This window comes from Mumia quercus, assembly GCF_025506335.1.
In the GTDB taxonomy this organism is placed as follows: Bacteria; Actinomycetota; Actinomycetes; order Propionibacteriales; family Nocardioidaceae; genus Mumia; species Mumia quercus.
This window is the reverse complement of the sequence record NZ_JANZYO010000002.1, coordinates 438,675-456,817: the sequence shown is the minus strand read 5'-3', so window position 1 is coordinate 456,817 and position 18,143 is coordinate 438,675. Positions and strand designations below refer to the sequence as shown.

Below are 18,143 nucleotides of genomic sequence, written 5' to 3'. Positions count from 1 at the left end.
ACGATTCACGTGATCGTGAACGTCATCCGGTGCGCGGGGGTGCGAACGTGACCGACGAGGCACTCGATCACCACGAGATCGTCGACTTGGTGGAAGATCTTCATGCGGCAGAGTCGTCGGAGCAGACGGCGGACCAGATCGTCCGGTACCTCTGCGAGACCGTCGAGATGGACTATGGCGGCGTGACGATGCTCCGCGGCGGGGGTCGGCTCGACACGGTGGCAGCGACGGACGATCTCATCACGAAGGCCGACGAGCTGCAGGTCGCCCTCGGCGAGGGACCTGCTCGAAGCGACGAGTGGGACCAGACCCTCCGCACGGGGAACCTGCGCGATGAGCGGCGGTGGCCCCAGTGGACGCAGGCGGTCTCGGAGATGGGCGTGGCGAGCATGCTCTGCGTGAGCCTGGCGCCGCGGTCCCGTCGGATCGCCGTGGTGTCCCTCTACTCGAAGACCCCGCGCGACTTCGACGAGGACGACGCCGCGTTCGCGCACCTCTTCGCCCGGCACGCGGCGATCGCGCTGCACCGTGCCGAGCGCGAGGAGAACCTGCAGATCGCCCTCGACGCGCGCAAGCTGATCGGGCAGGCCCAGGGGATCCTGATGGAGCGGTACCAGCTCGACGAGTCCCGCGCGTTCGAGCTGCTGCGGCGCTACTCCCAGCTGCACAACCTCAAGCTGCGTGCCGTCGCCCGACTGCTCGTCGACACCCGCAAGCTGCCGTCCTGACGGCGCCCGGCGGCGAGCGTCAGCGGTCCGGGGCCCGCTCGATGACCTCGGCGGCCTCGGGTGACGTCGCGGCGACGACCGCGCGTGCCGCCTGACCCAGCGCCTGGAGCTGAGCCGGGTCCAAGACGTCGACGACCCTCCTGCGGACTTCGCGGACATGACCGGGGGCCGCAGCCTCCAGCCGCGCGCGTCCGGCATCGGTGAGGACCGCCCCCATGCGTCGGCCGACTTCGTTGCAGGCGCCGCGCCGGACCAGGCCGTCACGCTCGAGCCGTCCTACCGCGTGCGACAGCCGGGAGAGGGACCCCTGGGCGAGGAGTGCCAGGTCGCTCATCGAGACCATCCCGTTCGGCGAGGCGTCGAGGTGGACGAGGATGTGGTACTCGAAGAGGTTGAGTCCTGCGTCGCGCTTGAGCTGCGCGTCCAGCGCGGACGGCAGCGTGCTGCACAGTGCCACCACCGAGACCCAGTCCTTGAGCTCGGACGGGGTGAGCCAGGGGACGTCGGTGTCGTCTGTGTGCTCGGCCATGGGACGATCCTACCCCGACTTGAACATTCAACTCAGGTGCTCTACCGTCTCACTTGAACATTCAAGTCCATCTCGCGAACCCTATCTCCGAGGAGCGCCCATGACTGTCCTCCGTGTCGACTCCAGCATCCAAGGCCCGTGGTCGGCGAGCACCGCGCTCGCCGACCTGGTCATGTCCGAGCTCACCGCCGTCCGTCCGGACGTGCCTGTGGTGTCGCGCCACCTCGCCGCCGACCCGCTCCCCGCCGAGGCGTGGCCGACCGCGATCAGCGCCGGAGCCACGGCAGTCGACGACCGTACGCCCGCGCAGCGCGCTGCCGTCGCCCTCGCCGGCGAGCTGGCCGAGGAGCTCCGTGGTGCCGAGCTCGCGGTGCTGGCGCTGCCTCTCTACAACTGGGGCGTGTCCCAGCACGTGAAGGCGTGGATCGACCTGGCGCTCGCAGGCGGCCAGCAGGGCGAGCCGTTGCTCGAGGGCACGCCGACGGTCCTCGTCACCACGCGTGGCGGGGCCTACGGGCCGGGCACGCCGAAGCACGGCTGGGACCACAACCTCGACTATCTCCGGAGGATCCTCGCGGACGTCTGGCAGGCGGACCTGACGGTGGTCGAGCGCGAGTTCACTCTCGTCGGAGTCAACCCTGCGCTCGACGCGTTCCAGGAGCCGGCGGCGCTGATGAAGAAGGAGGCGGAGGAGTCAGCGCGGGCTGCCGGGCGGGCGTTGGCGACGCGCGCCCGGCGGTGAGGGATCCGGAACGTAAGTGGGGGAAGCGGGGGCAGTGCATTCTGAGCGCCCAGGCGCTACAGTCGTGTGACCCACGTCACGCGACGGGCCTCCGGAGGCGCTCATGTTCGGTCGGTCAGCAACCCTCGCCCGCGACGCTCGGACACTGCTCCGGCCGTTGATCATCGGACTGGCCGCGGTGCTGGTCGCCGCAGCCGGTTCACCGGCTGCGTCCGACGACAGCCCCGGACACTCCGGCGACGCTCCCTACCGCGGCAAGGTGATCTCGCAGCTGCGCCACATGTCGGTGGAGGAGAAGGTCGGCCAGCTCTTCGTGATCGAGGTGGCCGGCCGCGACGCCAACAACCCGAGCGACGCCGCCAAGGCGATCAACCGGCGGATGTACGGCGTCGACACGCCGGCGCAGGCGGTCGCGAAGTACCGCCCTGGTGGGGTCATCTACTACACGACCCGCAACAACGACGACAACATCGGCGACCCCGCCCAGGTAGCGACCCTCTCGAACGGGCTCCAGGAGGCGGCGCTCGCGCAGCCCCAGCGGATCCCGCTGCAGATCTCCGTCGACCAGGAGGGCGGCGCGCTCGTCGCCCGTTTCGGACCGCCGGCCACCCAGATGCCGGGCAACATGGCGCTCGGCGCCGGCCGCTCGGCGGCCGACGCCGAGCGTTCGGCCGAGGTCATCGGCACCGAGCTCGACGCCGTCGGAGTCACCCAGGACTACGCGCCGGTGGCCGACGTCAACGTGAACCCGGCCAACCCGGTCATCGGGATCCGGTCGATCGGGTCCGACCCCGCGTTGGTCTCCGAGCTCGTCAGCGCCCAGGTCCGCGGCTACCACGCGGGTGGGGTCTCGGCGGTCGCGAAGCACTTCCCCGGGCACGGCGACACCGGCAAGGACAGCCACTTCGGCCTCCCGGAGGTGACGCACGACAGGGAGGAGCTCGAGGCGATCGACCTGCCGCCGTTCCGCGCGGCGATCGACGCCGGTATCGACACGATCATGACGGCGCACGTGGTGCTCCCGGCGATCGATCCGGGCGTCCCGGCCACGATGTCGCACAAGATCCTCACCGGGCTGCTCCGCGACGAGCTCGGGTTCGACGGGATCATCGTCACCGACGCGCTCGACATGCAGGGCGCGACGTCGACCTACCCGCCGGACGTCGCCCCCGTGCGCGCCTTCCTCGCCGGTGCGGACCAGCTGCTGGTGCCGCCGCAGATGGACACCGCGTACAACGCCGTGCTCGACGCCGTCCGCAGCGGCGAGATCAGCAAGAAGCGGCTCGACGAGTCGGTCTACCGGATCCTGCTGCACAAGCACCGCCAGGGCATCTTCCGCGATCCGTTCGTGGACCCGGCGCACGCGGTGGCGACGATGGGGGCACCCGAGCACGTCGCTGACGCCCAGGCGATCACCGACCGGACGACGACGCTGGTGAAGAACGAGGACGGGGTCCTGCCGCTGGCGTCCGGTCCGCGCCGGGTGCTCGTCGCCGGATGGGGCGTGGCCACGACGCAGGCGATCGCCAACGCGTTCGGCTCCCGAGGGGCCACGACCCGCGTGCTGGAGTCGGGGACGACGCCGTCGGCTGCGGCGATCGCCAACGCCGTCACCGCTGCTCAGAGCTCCGACGTCGTCGTGGTGTCGACCAACAACGCGTACGCGTTGAACCCGGACACCGGCGGGCCGACCGCGGCCGCCGTGGCGCAGACCGCCCTGGTCCGCGCACTGATCGCGACGGGCAAGCCGGTCGTGGTCGCGGCCGTGCGCAACCCGTACGACGTGGCCTCGTTCCCGGAGGCGCCGACGGTGCTCGACACGTACGGGTACACCGTCCACCAGATGGAGTCGCTGGTGCGGGTGATGTACGGCGAGGTGAACCCGTCCGGACGCCTGCCGGTCTCGATCCCGCGCGCGGACGGCTCAGGCGAGCTGTTCCCGTTCGGGCACGGGCTCGGCTACTAGCGACCACCCCGCGACGCCCCACGCGAGGAGCATCGGCCAGACACCGAGCGCCTGCGTGGACACCATCACCAGCACCTGCGAGAGCGGGAAGGACAGCGCGAGCACCCAGCCGGTGAGGCGCGGCCGGAAGCCGCTGCGGAGCAGGCCGATCCCGAGCATCGTCTGCCCGACGGCGTTGAGGAGGAGTGCGGGCATGGTGACGGCGAGGTGCACGAGATCCACGTTGGCGACCCAGTACGTGAAGAAGATCGCGCACGCGAGCAGGACGTACGAGGCGAGGGTGACCCGCCACCCCCACCGTTCCGACCCTCGTACGGTGGCGGGTCTCCTGCTGCGGACCGCCAGTGCGCACGCGAGCACCGCGAGCACGGCGACGACGTAGAACTTGCCGTACGTCTCGTACACGGTGTCGGGCGGTCCCCAGTCGAGCAGACCACCGGCGGCGTCGCTCGCAGGCGCCGCCCACCAGTGCGCGAGAGGGTTCTCGAAGTCGGCGCGCCCGTCCTCGGTGCGCATGCGCGCCAAGGCGTTGAGCGGGGCGATCACCACGCTCGCGGCGGCGAGGACGACGCAGGCGAAGCCGGCGTTTCGCGTTGCTGTGCGGGTCATGGGACGCCTCCTGTCAGCGGATCGGACCCCCGACGCTAGGGAGGGCGCCGACCCCTCCGGATCGGCTCGACGGTGGCACCCGGTCAACCCTCGGGTTGACTCCGCGGACCACCGATCGGACGTAGCGTGGCCCCATGGAGGGGCGAACGACCCTGACGCGCGGCGACGTCGCGCTGCCTGCCGTGCTGACGCTCGCCGGCTTCGCCGAAGCGGCCGTGTCCGACGTGAACGTGCCCGTCGCCATGGCGGTCAGCGTCGCCGCGGGTGCGCTCCTGTGCGGGCGGCGTCGGTGGCCTGTCGTCACCTCGGTCGGCGCGTGCTTCCTGCTCGTGCTCCAGACCCGGCTCGGCGTGCCCGAGGACCAGCTCGTCGCGCCGCTGGCGATGATCTTCACGGCCTGCTTCGCCCTCGGCCGCTACGCCGCCCGGTTCGACGGCGTCGTCGGGCTGGTCCTGGTGAACCTCATGGTCCCCCTCAGCGAGCGTGTGGACCTCCCGCGCGCGCAGGACGTCCTGTGGGTCCTCCTCCTGACCGCGGGGCCATGGTTGGCCGGACGCCTGATGGGGGAGCACGCGCGGCGCGGTGAGGAACTGGCGCGTCAGAGCCGACAGCTCGTGCTCGAGCAGCGCCAGCTGGGGGAGCGGCTCGTGGCCGACGAGAGGCGGAGGATCGCGCGCGAGATGCACGACATCATCGCCCACTCGATCAGTGTCATGGTCGTCCAGGCGGGCGCCGCGTCGGACCTCCTCCGCCGTGATCCCGACGCCGCGGAGCGTGCCGTGGCAGAGATCCAGAGCGCGGGTCGCGCGGCGCTCGACGAGACCGGCCGCCTCCTCCGGCTCCTGCGCGAGGACGGGGGCTCGGAGCTCGACCCTCAGCCGGCGGCCGCAGACCTGCCTGGGCTCGTGGAGGTGTTCAGGTCGGCCGGTCTCGACGTGACGCTCGTTGTCGAGGGGTCGACGGACGGTCTGCCGGCCGGAGTCGACCTCTCCGTCTTCCGCATCGTGCAGGAAGGGCTCACGAACGCGCTGAAGCACGCCCCAGGCAGTCGTACGGTCGTCACGCTCCACCGCAGAGCCGACGGCATCGAGGTCGATCTGCAGAACGCTGCGGGGAGCGCGGCTGGCCCGCCGCCGTCCGGGCGAGGACTGGTCGGCATGCGCGAGCGCGTCGCCGTCTTCGGCGGCGCCCTGGACGCCGGGCCCACCGAAGAAGGCGGCTACCGTCTCCACGCCCGCCTGCCGCTGCCGACGGAGTGAGGGAGCGCCCATGACCAGCGTCGTGATCGCCGACGACCAGGAGATGATCCGGGTCGGCCTCAAGGTCATGCTCGAGTCGCGCGGGGTCGAGGTCGTCGGCGAGGCCGCCGACGGGCGTGAGGCGATCACGCAGGTCCGCCGCCTCCAGCCGGACGTCGCCCTGATGGACGTACGCATGCCCGGGGTCGACGGCATCGCCGCCACGGAGGCCATCGTCGCCGCAGGCTCGCCCACCCGAGTCCTCGTCGTCACGACGTACGACATCGACGAGCTCGTCTACCGCGCCCTGCGCGCCGGAGCAGCCGGCTTCCTGCTGAAGAGCCTGCCCGTCGACCGGATCGTGCACGGGGTCGAGCTGGTCGCGGCAGGGGAGTCGCTGCTGTCGCCGTCGGTGACGCGGCGCCTGATCGAGCAGTACGTCAGCCGACCGCTCCCCGGTCAGGACGCCGGACTCGTACGACGGCTGACCGATCGGGAGCGGGAGGTGCTGCGGCTGATCGCGCAGGGCCTGTCCAACGCTCAGATCGCCGAGGCCCTGGTGGTCTCCGTGCCGACCGTGAAGACGCACGTCAACCGCATCTTCGCCAAGCTCGGTCTTGAGACCCGCGCCCAGGCGGTGATCCGCGCCTACGAGTGCGGCCTCGTCGTGCCCGGCGGTTCACCGGAACAGGTCGACCCGGTCGCGCGCCCACGTCGCGAAGCGTCTCGGTGACGTGCCCGTGACGTCGGCGACGGTGGTCGTCACCGGCTCGGGGTGCTCGATGAACGACTCCCACGCGTCGAGCACGGTGTCGGGAGACGAGAATCCGCCCAGGGCAGTGCGCAGGAGCGCGCGAGCCTCGTCACGTGTCATCTCCTCCCAGCGCACCGTCCGGCCCAGCGCCTGGCCGATCAGCTCGACCTGCTCGTCCTGGCGGAGGAGCTCAGGTCCTGTGAGCACGTAACGGTGACCAGCGTGGCCGTCGCGGGTGAGCGCGAGCGCAGCGACGGCGGCGATGTCGCGCTCGTCGACGAGCGGGCGTCTCGCCTCGCCGAACGGCCAACGCACCACGTCACCGGCCCTGATCTGGTCCGCCCACATCGCCGTGTTGGCCGCGAACCCGACCGGACGCAGTTGCGTCCACTCCTGGGCACGTGCCTCGACCTCGCGCTCGACGATCGCCCAGAACGAGTCTGGACTGCGCTCGGCGGCCTGCGCGGACAGGTGGACGACACGTGGTGAGCGGGCAGCGATGGTGGCCACGACGCCTGGCGCCAGGCGCGCTGCGTGCTCGGGCTCCGAGAACGGCCACAGGAGGAACGTCGCTCGGGCACCGTCGGCGGCATCCCCGAGAGCATCGAGGTCGAGCAGGTCGCCCGCGAGGGCGTCGACCCCGGCCGGGAGGTCGGCGCGGTTCACCGAGCGCGACATCGCACGTACCTTGTGGCCGTCGCCTGCGAGCCGTTCAACAAGTCGACGCCCTACCTTGCCGGTCGCTCCCGTCACGAGAATCATCGAGATTCGCTCCATCCCTGGTCCGTCGTCGGCTGACTTCGCCCACGCTAGGAGTTCAAGCGCAGTTGAGGTCAACGTGCGAAGTGGGGCTGCTGAGACCGCCTGATGCCGTACGGTGTTGCGCGTCGAGCGACGTCTCAGCGACGAGGGGGAGCCATGAGAATCTGTGCGACGTGCGGGGTCGAGTACGACGAGCCGACGCCCGACGTGTGCCCGATCTGCGCCGACGAGCGCCAGTGGGTGCCGGCCGACGGGCAGCACTGGACGACGCTCGACGACCTGCGGGCGGCGGGCCAGAGGCTGGTGTGGACCGAGCGGGAGCCAGGGCGCGCAGAGATCACCACGAAGCCGACCGTCGGGATCGGCCAGACGGCGCAGGTCGTGACGACGGAGCACGGGTCGCTGCTCTGGGACCCGCCGGGTTACGTCGACGACGAGACAGCCACGCAGGTCCTCGCGCGCGGGCCGGTCCTCGCGGTGGCCGCGAGCCATCCGCACATGTACGGCGTGCAGGCGGCGTGGGGCGAGGCGCTCGACGCTCCGGTGCTGGTGTGCGCATCGGACGCGGAGTGGCTCGGCCGTCGTACGGAGCGCGTCCAGCTCTGGGAGGACGACCACGAGCTCGCCCCAGGGCTGAGCCTGCACCGCGTCGGCGGGCACTTCGTCGGCGCGGCAGTGGCGCTCTGGTCCGCAGACGAGACCGGTCGCGGCCTGCTGCTCAGCGGGGACACGGTGTTCCCGAACCCCGATCGCCGGTCGCTGGGGTTCATGCGGAGCTACCCCAACAAGATCCCGCTGTCGGCCGCTGTCGTGCAGGCGATCGCGGACCGGCTCTCCGGCTTCGCGTTCGACCGGATCGTCGGCAACTTCGGCAACCTCATCGACGCTGACGCCAAGGCCGTGCTCGAGCACTCCGCTGCCCGTCACATCGCATGGGTGCGCGGTGACCACGACGACGAGACCGGGATCCTGCCTGGCGGACGAGCCGGCTGAGGCCGTCGCGTGCAGAGCTACGACATCAAGAAGGAGCGCAAGGACCTCTACGCGCCGAGAGCGGGCGCCTTCACCATCGTCGAGGTCCCCGAGATGCGGTTCCTCATGGTCGACGGACACGGCGACCCCAACACCTCACCGGCGTACAAGGAGGCGGTCGAGGCGCTCTACACCTCGTCGTACGCCGTGCGCGCGCTCGCGAAGACTCGCCTGGAGAAGGTCCACACCGTGGCGCCGCTGGAGGGGCTGTGGTCGGCCGACGACTGGGAGGTGTTCCGGACCCGCGAGAAGAGCGCGTGGGACTGGACGATGATGATCGCCCAGCCGGACTGGATCACAGCCGACCTCGTGGACGACGCGCTCGCCACGGCGCGGGCGAAGAAGGCTCTGCCCGCCCTCGACCTCGTCCGCTTCGCGCCGTACGACGAGGGGCGCAGCGTCCAGATCCTGCACCGTGGCCCCTACGACGACGAGGGTCCGACGCTGAGCCGCCTCCATGACGAGTTCCTCCCTGCAGAGGGGCTCGAGCCGAGCGGACCGCACCACGAGATCTACCTCTCCGACGCGCGCAAGACCGAGCCCGCCAAGCTCAGGACGATCCTGCGTCAGCCGGTGAGGTGAGGCTGCGGCGGGCGACGGAGCCGTGGCCGATGGTGACCCCGGGTGTGACGGTCGCGGCAGCGCCGATCCACACGTCGTCCTCGACGACGATCGGGGCGTGCGTGAGGGAGTCGAACCGCTCCGCGACCTCGACCGGGTGACCGCCGGTGCTCAGGGTGACGTTCGGACCGATCATCACGCGGTCGCCGAGCGTGATGCCGCCGAGGTCGAGGAACGTGCAGCCCTGGTTGATGAAGACTCGCTCCCCGAACGTCGCGCCGAGGCCGTAGTCGGAGAAGAACGGCGGGTAGATCGTCACCGAGTCCGGCAGCGGCCTGCCGAAGATCTCGCTCAGCAGCGCGTTGCGGCTCTCCACGTCGCTTTGGGGGAGGACGTTGAGTCGCGAGGTCAGCTCCATCACGACCTGGACGCGTTCGGCGAAGGCGCGGGACGCAGGGGTGCGGGTCGGGAGTCGTCGCTCGTCGAACATGCGGCCGATGCTCGCACGGAGGACTGACGCGATGAGTTCTGCCGCGATGCCCGGTCTGCCCTGGACCCATGACCGACGTGAGGAGCTCCGCATGACCGCGACGTACACCTTCGACGTGTTCTCGAGCCTCGACGGCTTCGGCTCGTACGGGGAGGGTGGTGACTGGGGCGGCTACTGGGGGAAGCAGGGGCCCGAGCTGCTGGAGCACCGCCTCGCCCAGTACGACGGCGACCAGCGGCTGGTCCTCGGCGCGAACACCTACCGCGAGTTCGTCCAGCTCCTCGCGATGAGCGAAGCCCAGCCCGAGGTGCTCGACCCGTGGGTCACCCGGATGAGGCACCTGCCGACGACCGTCGTCTCGAGCACCCTCGACGGGCCGCTCGACTGGCCCGACGCCTCGGTCGCGGGCGGCGACGCCGTCGACGTCGTACGCCGGCTCAAGGAGGAGTCCGACCTCCCGATCCGCTCCCACGGGAGCCTGTCGATGAACCGTGCGCTCATGGCCGCAGGTCTCGTCGACCGCGTGCAGGTCACGGTCTTCCCGGTCCTGACCGGCAAGACGGGGGCGCAGTCGATCTTCGCCGGTGCCGACGACTTCGACCTCGAGCTGCTCGAGAGCCGCACGCTCGACGGCCGCACCCAGGAGCTCGTCTACAAGCCGACCCTGCACCGCGCGGGACCGTAAATCGCTGTGCCAACGAACGCCGCCGTGTCACGATGCGAGAGGCTGACCTCCCTGGTGATCTCGGCGGCCGCATGAAAGTCGCCACGCCATGCACCCGCGGGTCTGAAAGCCTGCGAGGGTTTCTGGACAGGGGGATCCAGTGCTCCGCATCCATTTCACCGAGCTCGACCTTGCCCGCACCCGGCTCGCCGCCGCCCCCGACCCGATGTGGGAGATCGCGTCGAGCCTTCACCGCTTCCAGACCCGCGAAGGGCGCTGGGCACACGGCCGCTGGCACGACCAGGCCGTCCACACGTTGCGCCACAGTGCACTCGGCCGTGCCGTCCGGGGCATCCTGCTGCCGTTGTTCCCTCGGGCTCTCTACTTCCCGGACTTCCTGACCCCGTACGAGGCGCAGGACGGGCTCGAAGCCGGCCTGGAGGCGATCCTGGCCGTGCCGGAGGGACGCGCGGCCCAAGAGATCGGCAGGCTCGAGCCGCGACGCCACGGCGGGCGGCTGCGTGGGTTGGCCCGCCACAAGGAGCGTCACGCGCTGACCAAGGCACTCCGCGCGTACCACGACACGGTGATCTCCCCGGTCGCAGAGCAGATGCACGACCAGCTCGCGAGCGAGCGGGCGGTGCGGACGCGGCACCTGCTCGACGGAGGGGTCGACGGGATGCTGGCAGGGCTCGGTCCCGGGTTCCGATGGAGCTCACGCGTGCTCAGCGTCCTCGACCACGCCGACGACCGCGACCTCCATCTCGACGGTCGCGGCCTGCGCCTCGTGCCGTCGTACTTCTGCTGGCAGCAGCCGGTGACGTACGCGGACCCCACCCTCGCTCAGGTGCTGGTGTACCCGTTCGACCGCACGGTCGCCGACCACGCGGCGGCCGTCTCGCCAGGGGCGCTGGAGGCTCTGCTCGGGGGCAGCCGTGCCACCGTCCTCGCAGAGTGTGCGGTGGGTGCCACAACCACCGAGCTCGCCCGGAGGGTCGGGGTGTCGGCCGGAACGGTCAGCTATCACACCCGCACGTTGCGTGAGGCGGGACTGATCAGCAGCCGGCGCGACCGCGAGAGCGTGCTCCACACCCTGACACAGCTCGGTGCGGACATGCTGCGCGTCGCGCGTTGACACCGGCGGGCGTCACGCCCTCCGGCGGGCCGCGATCATGAACGCCGACATCAGCCCGCCGAAGAGCCCGAACGCGGTGGCGAGCGAGGCGCCGGCGGCCACCGCGCCGAAGCCGGCCATCGCCGCCGGCATCAGGCAGTCGTCGCCGAGTCGCTGGATCGATCCGAGGCGCCCGAGGAACTCCGGGGCCACGGTGCGGACGAAGACGGCGGAGAGGAGTGCCGACGCCGCACCGGCGGTGACGCCGATGGTCAGGCACGCGGCCGCCGCTGCAGGGATCCCGGGAGCCCCGAGCGCAGCGATCGCGAGCCCCTGGAGGACGAGCAGTGTGAAGCCCAGCGCTGCAGGACGACGAGGACGCCAGCGGATGAGGACTGCACCGCCGCCGAGTGCTCCGGCGCCGACCAGTGCCTGGAGCAGGCCGAGGGTCCCCGCGCCCCAGTCGGTGTCGCGGACGCGCAACGGCAGACCGAGGGCCAGTGCCGGTCCTACCGCGAGGTTGAGCCCGGACAGCGTGACCACGAGGATCCGCGTCGCGGGGAAGGCTCTCAGGTGGCCGAACCCCTCGGCGATCGCTCGTCCCATCGGAGCCGGTCCACGCCGGGGCAGAGGGAAGCGCACCCGCAGGGCGAGAGCCAGGTATGCCAGCACGCCGAGATACGTCAGAGCGTTGAGCGCCGCGCTGGCCGCCAGCCCTGCGACGGCGACGAGCCCGCCGCCGACCGCAGCCCCTGCCATGGTCCCGAGACGGGTGGCGGTCTGGCTCGCCCCCGCGTACGGGGACAGGTCGTCCTCGCGGACGAGCTGTCGGCCGAGGGTGACGGCAGCGGGTTCGAAGAGCGCGTCGCAGAGCCCGAAGGCGATCGCCGCCCCCGCGAGCAGGGCCACGGACTCGCCCGCCGTGACGGCGATCGCGAGGGTGACGAGGAGGACCAGGACGCGGGCCACGGTCGTGCCCGCCAGCACCCGGCGTACAGGGAACCGGTCGGCGACCGCCCCGCCGACGAGGAGGACGGCGGCACGCGGCAGCGTCCCGGCCGCGACGACCAGGCCGGCGACGGCGGGGCTGGCCAGCTGCACGGCCGTCCATGCCAGGGCGATGGTCCACGCGGCGTCGCCGGCATCGGAGACGCCTTTCACCACGAGCCAGCCGTGGACCATGCGGTCCCGGCTGAAACGCGGCGCCGTCACCGTCTCGGTCATGGCGCGCTGGGGAACCCGTGGACGAAGACGAAGACCGGCTCGCGCTCCTGGCCGTCGTCGAGGTCGAGGTCGTCGCGCCACTGCCGCCAGGTCCGTACGAGGGCTTGGTGGAGCGCGTCCAGCTCCTCGGCCGTGGCCGAGGCGACCAACCCGCTGTTGAACGCGGCGCGCCGCCACTCCTCGCCGGCACCCTCGGACGCCCGCTTCCACGAGGCGAGCTTGGCGAGCTGGTGCTCGATGTTCAGCCGCTCAGCGGCCTTCGCCTCCGCGCGGGCGGCAGGGCTGTCGTTGAAGTCGTCCACCGACCACGAGATCGAGCTCTGGACCAGCCGCCACCAGCTCGTACGCCCGTCGGTGGCCAGCTCGGGAGCCTGGGCCACGACGTCGACCCGCTCCAGCATCCGGAGGTGGTGGCTGATGCTCCCGACCTGCTGGTCGAGGGCGTCCGCGAGGGTGCCGACCTGGCAGGGCCCGTGGAGGTAGAGGTACTCGATCATGCGGCGCCGGGTCGGGTGCATCACGGCACGGAGCGTCTCGATGCTGGTCATGCGAGGGACGCTAAGAGCGTGCGCGGCAATCCACAAGGTTTCTTGTATATCTCCACGGCCGCCCCGCGGCCCTATCGTGGCGGTGTGAGGGAGTCCGTCGCGAACCGTCCCGTCCTGGTCGTCGGCCTCGACCCCTTCCGCGTGCCGGGGCCGTGGGACCCGACACCGGTGGCCGAGGCGATCGAGGCCGGTATGGCGGAGCTCGCTGAGCGCGGATACGACGCGGAGAGCTGCCTGGTCGCGCTCGACGGCAGTGAGGACATCGAGGCGCACGTGCGCCGGTCGCTCGTCGCGCGGGCGTGGGCCTGCGTCGTCATCGGGGGCGGCATCCGCAGGGACGAGGACCGGCTGGGGCTCTTCGAGTGGGTCGTCAACCTGGTCAGACGGCTCGCCCCCGGGGCCGCGATCGCCTTCAACAGAACCCCACGAGACCTGGCCGAAGCCGTCGCGAGAGGCCTGCAAGGAGGAGCCGATGGGTGAGCAGGAGCCCGTCCTGGCGGAGCCCGCCGACGCGACGGCCGTACGCGCGCTGGTGCGGGACGCGTACGCGCCGTACGTCCCGCGGATGGGCGGGGAGCCCGGGCCGATGAACGCCGACTACGCGCGTGCCATCGCGGACGGGGACGTCCACGTCGTCCGCTCGGGCGACGAGATCGTGGCGGTCGTGGTCCTCCGGGGTGGGGGCGACCACCTCCTGGTCGAGAACCTCGCGGTCGCCCCGGGGCAGCAGGGCCTCGGGCTGGGCAGTGAGCTCCTGGCCTGGGCCGAGTCGCAGGCGGCGGTTCGCGGCTACGACGAGGTGCGCCTCTACACGCACGAGACGATGGTCGAGAACCTCGCGTTCTACCGACGGTACGGCTTCGAGGTCACGTGCGGTGCCGACGACGACCCGTACCGGCGCGTGCACATGCGGAAGGTGTCCCGCCCGACCTGATCGACCTCTCGCCAACCGCCGCCGACCGGCTTATTTTGACGGGAAACGTGATCTGGACCACACCCAGTCCAGGTCCTCGATCAAGGAGACACGCGTGAACAGATCCACCCGTCTGCTCGTGACGCTCGGCGCCACGACTCTCCTGGCCCTCGGTCTGGTCAACCCGGTCGCCACCGCGACCGCGACGCCCAGGCCGGCGACAACCTCAGCCCAAGGTGACCTGGTCGAGATCCCCGCCAAGGCGGCGGTTCTCCAGGCCGTCGAGCCGAGCGAGTGCGCCAGCACCCTGCTCAACGACTACGTCGACAGCCTGATCGCCGACATGACGAACGAGCAGCTGAACTTCCTGCTCGCGCACTTCGACACGCTGCTGGACGTGCCGACCTACGACGCGCTGTTCTTCGGGACCACCGGCGACCCCGACTACGCGCTCGAGTCGCACGCCCGCCAGCTCCAGAACACCTTCCGCGACCTCCAGCGGTTCTGGGACATCGAGTCCGACGACATCCAGCTCATGGCCATGCACGGCGACGTCCTGCTCGACGCCGACCGCATCGCCGCCACGCTGACCGCGATGGTCGCGGCGGGAGAGATCGACCCGATGACGCCCGCCGAGATCCAGCTCGAGGCGCAGACCGTCGCCGACTTCATGCAGACACAGGGCGACTTCTCCGACAACCCGCTCTGGACGCTCAACGCGTACGCGTTCAGCGGCGAGGACGAGACCGATCCGGTGCTTTCGGCGCTGCCCGACAAGCTGGTGTTCGGCGACGGGATCCTCGCGGCGTACGACTCCTTCGGGCTCGGTGACGTCGGGCCGCGCGTGATCATGGCGCACGAGTTCGCCCACCACCTCCAGTTCGAGCTCGGCGTCTTCGACACCGGTCCCTCGGACCCGGCCGCGGCGACCCGCCGTACGGAGCTGATGGCCGACGCCATGGCCTCGTACTACGGCGTCCACAAGAAGGGCCTCGCGCTCAACAAGAAGCGTGTCACCGAGACCCTGCTGAGCTTCTACACCGTCGGAGACTGCAGCTTCGCCAGCCCGGGCCACCACGGGACGCCGCTGCAGCGCGAGCGCGCCGCCGACTGGGGGGCCGACCTCGCGGCGGCCGCCCAGCCGAAGAGCTACGTGCTCCCGGCTGAGACCTTCGTGACGCTCTTCGAGGAGGCGCTGCCGGGGATCATCTCGGGCTGACGGGCTCCGGCACCGGTCCTGGCGCGCGGTCGAGGCTGCGCGCCAGGACCGGGATCACCACCGCCGCGGCGACGAGATGCAGGACGACGAGCGTCACGGCCGTGGCGAGGTCGGCCGAGGCCAGCAGGGGAGGGACCAACGAGACCGCCGTCAGCGTCACGGTCGTCTGGACGAAGCGTCGGGCGGGACGGGCGCTCCACCGGTGCAGCGCGGTCGCGAGGACGACGCCGACGCACGAGAAGTACCCCGTCACCACGGAGATGCCGCCCAAGGGGATCGGCTCGCCGTCGGCTACCTCGAAGTCGACCCCGAGGGCACGAGCGAGCGCCCCGACGAGCGTCGTGACCACGACCGCGAGGAGCGCGGCGAGGACGCCGCGGACCAGCACCCGCTTCACGAGGCCCCTCCGTCGCCCGTCGCCGGAAGCGACTCAGGCAGTCCGAAGCGCGCGAACTGGTCGGCGTGGAACGTGGTGATCTCGGTGATCGCGCCGCCGGTGATACGGAGGACGTCGAGAGTGAGCGGTAGGTAGGCGCCCTCCGACTCCCGCCAGTGGTAGAAGGCGATCGCCGGCTGTCGGTTCGCCGCGGTGGGGACCGCGCGCAGGCCGGTCATCTCCGCGAAGCCGTCCTCCCGCCAGTCGGCGACCACGTTGTCGCGACCGATCTGCAGGCCGGGTGTCGGGGGCATCGAGCAGCGGACGTCGTCGCGCAGCAGCGTGGTGAGCGCCTCGATGTCCACCGCGACGCTCGCCTCGGTGAAGCGGCGTACGAGGTCGCGCGTCGCCACGTCCTCCTCGTCGCCCGTCCAGTCCTGACGCTCGCTCGGCAGGTGTGCGCGCAGTCCGGCACGGGCGCGCTGGAGCGCGCTGTTGACGGAGTTGACCGAGTCGCCGAGGAACTCCGCCACGTCCTTCGCCGGCCATCCGAGCACGTCCCGCAGGACCAGCACCGCGCGAGGGCGGGGAGCGAGGTGCTGCACGGCGACGAGGTAGGCCAGCTCGATCGTCTCGCGGGAGACGGTGGCGGCCTCGGGCTCGTCGGCGGCATCGGCGGACAGCTCGTCGAGCATCCGGTCGGGGTACGGCTGCAACCAGAGCACCTCTCCGCCGCTCGCCGGCTCCGGGCGACGCTTCGCCAGCAGGTCGAGGCAGGCGTTGGTGGCGATCCGGTAGAGCCACGCGCGGAACGTCGACCGCCCCTCGAAGGTCTCGCGGCGCCGCCACGCCCGCAGGAAGGTCTCCTGCACGGTGTCCTCGGCGTCCTGGAACGACCCGAGCATCCGGTAGCAGTGCACGTGCAGCTCGCGGCGGTGGCGTTCCGCGAGGCCGGCGAAGCCCTCTTCGTCGAGCGTGCCCAGGTCGCTCACGTCGACCTCCTCTGCCCACGTGTTCGTCGTCATGAGCCATCCTTCCGTCACTCGTGTCCTGTCGTACGTGTGACGGAGCGAGGGGCGATGACTCATCACTCGGGATGTCGGGCAATCAGTGATCACCCGGCGAGCGCTCGGTGCTAGCGTCCGTGGACCACCGCCGATGAATGGCGGCGCCGACGAAGGGACCCCCGTGACCGACCCCGTACCGCTCGACCTCGCCGGCTCGCCGCGCGACAACCTGTACGCGTTCGGCAAGACCTGGGGCACGTTCGGAGAGAACCCGCTGATCTCGACGTTCCACGGGACGATGTACGCCTCGATCGGGACGTCGCGGCTGCAGCCGTTGTTCGGGTACGCCGGCACGGGGATCACGAAGGTCCGGTTCGTCGGCGAGGGCTCCGACGAACGCCTCCAGATGCGCGGCAAGGAGACGGGGTTCTTCTACGACCTCCGTACGGGCGACGTCATCGAGACGTGGGACAACCCGTTCACGGGAGAGACCGTGGAGGTCTTCCCGTTCCTCAACGACAAGATCGGTGGCGAGCTCACCCTCCAGATGCCGCGGCTGTTCGTCGGCGACGCCGAGGAGCACGGCATCGCGATGAACGAGAACGTCGAGGCGGCGGCCGACGGGTCCTTGCCGTTCCTGCTGCCGTGGGCGGTGTACGGGGACGAGGTGCTCCTGGAGTGGGACTACGCCCACGAGTACCCCAACCCCGTCACGCCGCTGGGCTGGCCGAAGTCGTCGACCGGTCACACGATCAACCCGTCGGAGCACTTCGTCATCTACACCTCCAAGCGCGAGCTCGAAGACCGCGATCTCGCCTCGGCGCACTTCCGCGCCGGCTTCTCGCGGGTCTCGCCGTTCTGGCCGTGGATGCGGATGGGTGGCTCGGGCCTCGAGGGCGGCGTCATGACCGGCCGCCTCCACAGCCGCAAGACGATCCGCGGGCTCGACGACGTGCCTCCGAAGATCCGCGCGTACACCGAGAAGCACCACCCCGAGTACTTTGAGGCGCCGGAGGGCTGGGACGTCTCCGGGCCGATCTTGTCGTCGTGGGAGGCGTACGCGCGCGCCGTCCCGCAGGAAGCGTGACAGGCAAAGCCGCGACAGCTGAGCCGCTCATGTTCGGACAATGCGGACATGAGCAGTGCGTGGATAGGCGTCATCGGTGCGCTTGCTGGTGTGCTCGCCGGATGGGGAGGCAACATGATCGCCCAGCGGCAGGCGTACGCGCGTGAGTCGGCCGAGCGACTAACCGACGTCCGACGTCGCGCGTACCTCCAATGGGTGGCGTCCGTGCACCGCCTCTACGACGCGATGGCAGCCGCACAGCGCGCGCTCCGCGCGGGAGAGGCTGACGCGGACGAGGTCGCGCGCACGGTCCGCAACCTGCCGACGGGCGAGACCCAAGTGTGTCTGGAGGAGCTGCGCTTCGTCGCCGGGGACTCGGTCGCCGCCAGCGGGGCAGCCCTATGGAACCACCTGCGCCGTCAGAAGGTCGCGCTCGGGCAGGACGTCTCGGCCGCGGGGTGGCGTACGTGGCGCGAGCGCTACTGGGAGCTGCGTCGTGCCTTCGTCGACGCTGCACGCGTGGAGACAGGTCTCGAACCCCTCGACTGGGATGCGGCCAGCAACGCGGGCGGCACCCGGTTCTGATCAGAGAGGGCCGACG

Annotated in this window: 22 protein-coding genes; 14 read left to right on the top strand and 8 right to left on the bottom strand. The window is 70.9% G+C overall.

Annotated features, from left to right (window positions below; all coding sequences use genetic code 11):
- Positions 1-47 precede the first annotated feature (47 nt).
- Positions 48-728, top strand: a complete 681-nt coding sequence (locus NYZ95_RS05545; RefSeq protein ID WP_262849551.1) for a GAF and ANTAR domain-containing protein — start codon at positions 48-50, stop codon at positions 726-728.
- Between the two features lie 19 nt (positions 729-747).
- On the opposite strand, the gene NYZ95_RS05540 is transcribed toward NYZ95_RS05545, so the two are convergent.
- Positions 748-1,257, bottom strand: coding sequence for a MarR family winged helix-turn-helix transcriptional regulator (locus NYZ95_RS05540; protein WP_262849548.1), 510 nt, complete (start codon positions 1,255-1,257; stop codon positions 748-750).
- A gap of 100 nt (positions 1,258-1,357) precedes the next feature.
- On the opposite strand from NYZ95_RS05540, the gene NYZ95_RS05535 reads away from it, so the two are divergent.
- Both NYZ95_RS05535 and NYZ95_RS05530 read left to right on the top strand, forming a co-directional pair.
- On the top strand, positions 1,358-1,999 hold the full coding sequence (locus tag NYZ95_RS05535) for an FMN-dependent NADH-azoreductase (RefSeq protein WP_262849545.1): 642 nt from the start codon (positions 1,358-1,360) through the stop codon (positions 1,997-1,999).
- A 157-nt stretch (positions 2,000-2,156) separates the two neighbouring features.
- Positions 2,157-3,965, top strand: a complete 1,809-nt coding sequence (locus NYZ95_RS05530; protein ID WP_262849543.1) for a glycoside hydrolase family 3 protein — start codon at positions 2,157-2,159, stop codon at positions 3,963-3,965.
- Here the strand turns inward: NYZ95_RS05530 and NYZ95_RS05525 are convergent.
- A complete protein-coding gene (locus NYZ95_RS05525; protein WP_262849541.1) occupies positions 3,924-4,574 on the bottom strand; it encodes a hypothetical protein in 651 nt (216 codons plus the stop codon). The genes NYZ95_RS05530 and NYZ95_RS05525 overlap by 42 nt on opposite strands.
- A 134-nt stretch (positions 4,575-4,708) precedes the next feature.
- Here NYZ95_RS05525 and NYZ95_RS05520 point away from each other — a divergent pair, with 134 nt between their 5' ends.
- Positions 4,709-5,833, top strand: coding sequence for a sensor histidine kinase (locus tag NYZ95_RS05520; RefSeq protein WP_262849539.1), 1,125 nt, complete (start codon positions 4,709-4,711; stop codon positions 5,831-5,833).
- A 10-nt stretch (positions 5,834-5,843) separates the two neighbouring features.
- Positions 5,844-6,545, top strand: a complete 702-nt coding sequence (locus NYZ95_RS05515; RefSeq protein WP_262849537.1) for a response regulator — start codon at positions 5,844-5,846, stop codon at positions 6,543-6,545.
- On the opposite strand, the gene NYZ95_RS05510 is transcribed toward NYZ95_RS05515, so the two are convergent.
- On the bottom strand, positions 6,492-7,328 hold the full coding sequence (locus NYZ95_RS05510; RefSeq protein WP_262849534.1) for an NAD(P)H-binding protein: 837 nt from the start codon (positions 7,326-7,328) through the stop codon (positions 6,492-6,494). The genes NYZ95_RS05515 and NYZ95_RS05510 overlap by 54 nt on opposite strands.
- A gap of 156 nt (positions 7,329-7,484) precedes the next feature.
- On the opposite strand from NYZ95_RS05510, the gene NYZ95_RS05505 reads away from it, so the two are divergent.
- Together NYZ95_RS05505 and NYZ95_RS05500 are read left to right on the top strand one after the other, a co-directional pair.
- Entirely contained in the window at positions 7,485-8,321 is an 837-nt protein-coding gene (locus NYZ95_RS05505; RefSeq protein WP_262849532.1) for an MBL fold metallo-hydrolase, read from the top strand.
- A 9-nt stretch (positions 8,322-8,330) separates the two neighbouring features.
- Positions 8,331-8,942 (top strand): GyrI-like domain-containing protein, encoded by a 612-nt coding sequence (locus NYZ95_RS05500; RefSeq protein ID WP_262849530.1) that lies wholly within the window; start codon positions 8,331-8,333, stop codon positions 8,940-8,942.
- On the opposite strand, the gene NYZ95_RS05495 is transcribed toward NYZ95_RS05500, so the two are convergent.
- On the bottom strand, positions 8,911-9,411 hold the full coding sequence (locus tag NYZ95_RS05495) for a DapH/DapD/GlmU-related protein (RefSeq protein WP_262849527.1): 501 nt from the start codon (positions 9,409-9,411) through the stop codon (positions 8,911-8,913). The two genes, NYZ95_RS05500 and NYZ95_RS05495, sit on opposite strands and share 32 nt — an antisense overlap.
- A gap of 91 nt (positions 9,412-9,502) precedes the next feature.
- On the opposite strand from NYZ95_RS05495, the gene NYZ95_RS05490 reads away from it, so the two are divergent.
- Both NYZ95_RS05490 and NYZ95_RS20320 read left to right on the top strand, forming a co-directional pair.
- Entirely contained in the window at positions 9,503-10,096 is a 594-nt protein-coding gene (locus tag NYZ95_RS05490) for a dihydrofolate reductase family protein (RefSeq protein WP_262849525.1), read from the top strand.
- Positions 10,097-10,235: 139 nt separating this feature from the next.
- On the top strand, positions 10,236-11,210 hold the full coding sequence (locus tag NYZ95_RS20320; RefSeq protein WP_262849523.1) for a helix-turn-helix domain-containing protein: 975 nt from the start codon (positions 10,236-10,238) through the stop codon (positions 11,208-11,210).
- Positions 11,211-11,222: 12 nt separating this feature from the next.
- Here the strand turns inward: NYZ95_RS20320 and NYZ95_RS05480 are convergent, their stop codons facing one another.
- Together NYZ95_RS05480 and NYZ95_RS05475 are read right to left on the bottom strand one after the other, a co-directional pair.
- A complete protein-coding gene (locus tag NYZ95_RS05480) occupies positions 11,223-12,413 on the bottom strand; it encodes an MFS transporter (protein WP_262849521.1) in 1,191 nt (396 codons plus the stop codon).
- The gene (locus tag NYZ95_RS05475) at positions 12,410-12,961 is read right to left on the bottom strand and encodes an ArsR/SmtB family transcription factor (RefSeq protein ID WP_262849517.1); all 552 of its coding nucleotides are present in this window, start codon (positions 12,959-12,961) and stop codon (positions 12,410-12,412) included. The genes NYZ95_RS05480 and NYZ95_RS05475 overlap by 4 nt, the downstream gene beginning before the upstream one ends.
- Positions 12,962-13,045: 84 nt before the next feature.
- Between NYZ95_RS05475 and NYZ95_RS05470 the strand changes: the two genes are divergently transcribed.
- The 3 genes from NYZ95_RS05470 to NYZ95_RS05460 all read left to right on the top strand — a co-directional run bounded on the left by NYZ95_RS05470 (position 13,046) and on the right by NYZ95_RS05460 (position 15,093).
- Positions 13,046-13,441 (top strand): hypothetical protein, encoded by a 396-nt coding sequence (locus NYZ95_RS05470; RefSeq protein WP_262849516.1) that lies wholly within the window; start codon positions 13,046-13,048, stop codon positions 13,439-13,441.
- Positions 13,434-13,895, top strand: coding sequence for a GNAT family N-acetyltransferase (locus tag NYZ95_RS05465; RefSeq protein ID WP_262849513.1), 462 nt, complete (start codon positions 13,434-13,436; stop codon positions 13,893-13,895). The genes NYZ95_RS05470 and NYZ95_RS05465 overlap by 8 nt, the downstream gene beginning before the upstream one ends.
- 94 nt (positions 13,896-13,989) lie before the next feature.
- Positions 13,990-15,093 (top strand): neutral zinc metallopeptidase, encoded by a 1,104-nt coding sequence (locus NYZ95_RS05460; RefSeq protein ID WP_262849511.1) that lies wholly within the window; start codon positions 13,990-13,992, stop codon positions 15,091-15,093.
- Here the strand turns inward: NYZ95_RS05460 and NYZ95_RS05455 are convergent.
- Together NYZ95_RS05455 and NYZ95_RS05450 are read right to left on the bottom strand one after the other, a co-directional pair.
- Positions 15,080-15,490, bottom strand: coding sequence for a DUF6069 family protein (locus NYZ95_RS05455; protein WP_262849509.1), 411 nt, complete (start codon positions 15,488-15,490; stop codon positions 15,080-15,082). The genes NYZ95_RS05460 and NYZ95_RS05455 overlap by 14 nt on opposite strands.
- Positions 15,487-16,494, bottom strand: a complete 1,008-nt coding sequence (locus NYZ95_RS05450) for an RNA polymerase subunit sigma-70 (RefSeq protein WP_262849507.1) — start codon at positions 16,492-16,494, stop codon at positions 15,487-15,489. The genes NYZ95_RS05455 and NYZ95_RS05450 overlap by 4 nt, the downstream gene beginning before the upstream one ends.
- 163 nt (positions 16,495-16,657) lie before the next feature.
- Between NYZ95_RS05450 and NYZ95_RS05445 the strand changes: the two genes are divergently transcribed.
- Positions 16,658-17,563 carry a DUF1838 family protein gene (locus NYZ95_RS05445; protein ID WP_262849505.1) on the top strand — a complete coding sequence of 302 codons (906 nt, stop codon included), beginning with the start codon at positions 16,658-16,660 and terminating at the stop codon, positions 17,561-17,563.
- A 48-nt stretch (positions 17,564-17,611) separates the two neighbouring features.
- On the top strand, positions 17,612-18,127 hold the full coding sequence (locus NYZ95_RS05440) for a hypothetical protein (RefSeq protein ID WP_262849502.1): 516 nt from the start codon (positions 17,612-17,614) through the stop codon (positions 18,125-18,127).
- Positions 18,128-18,143: the final 16 nt, after the last annotated feature.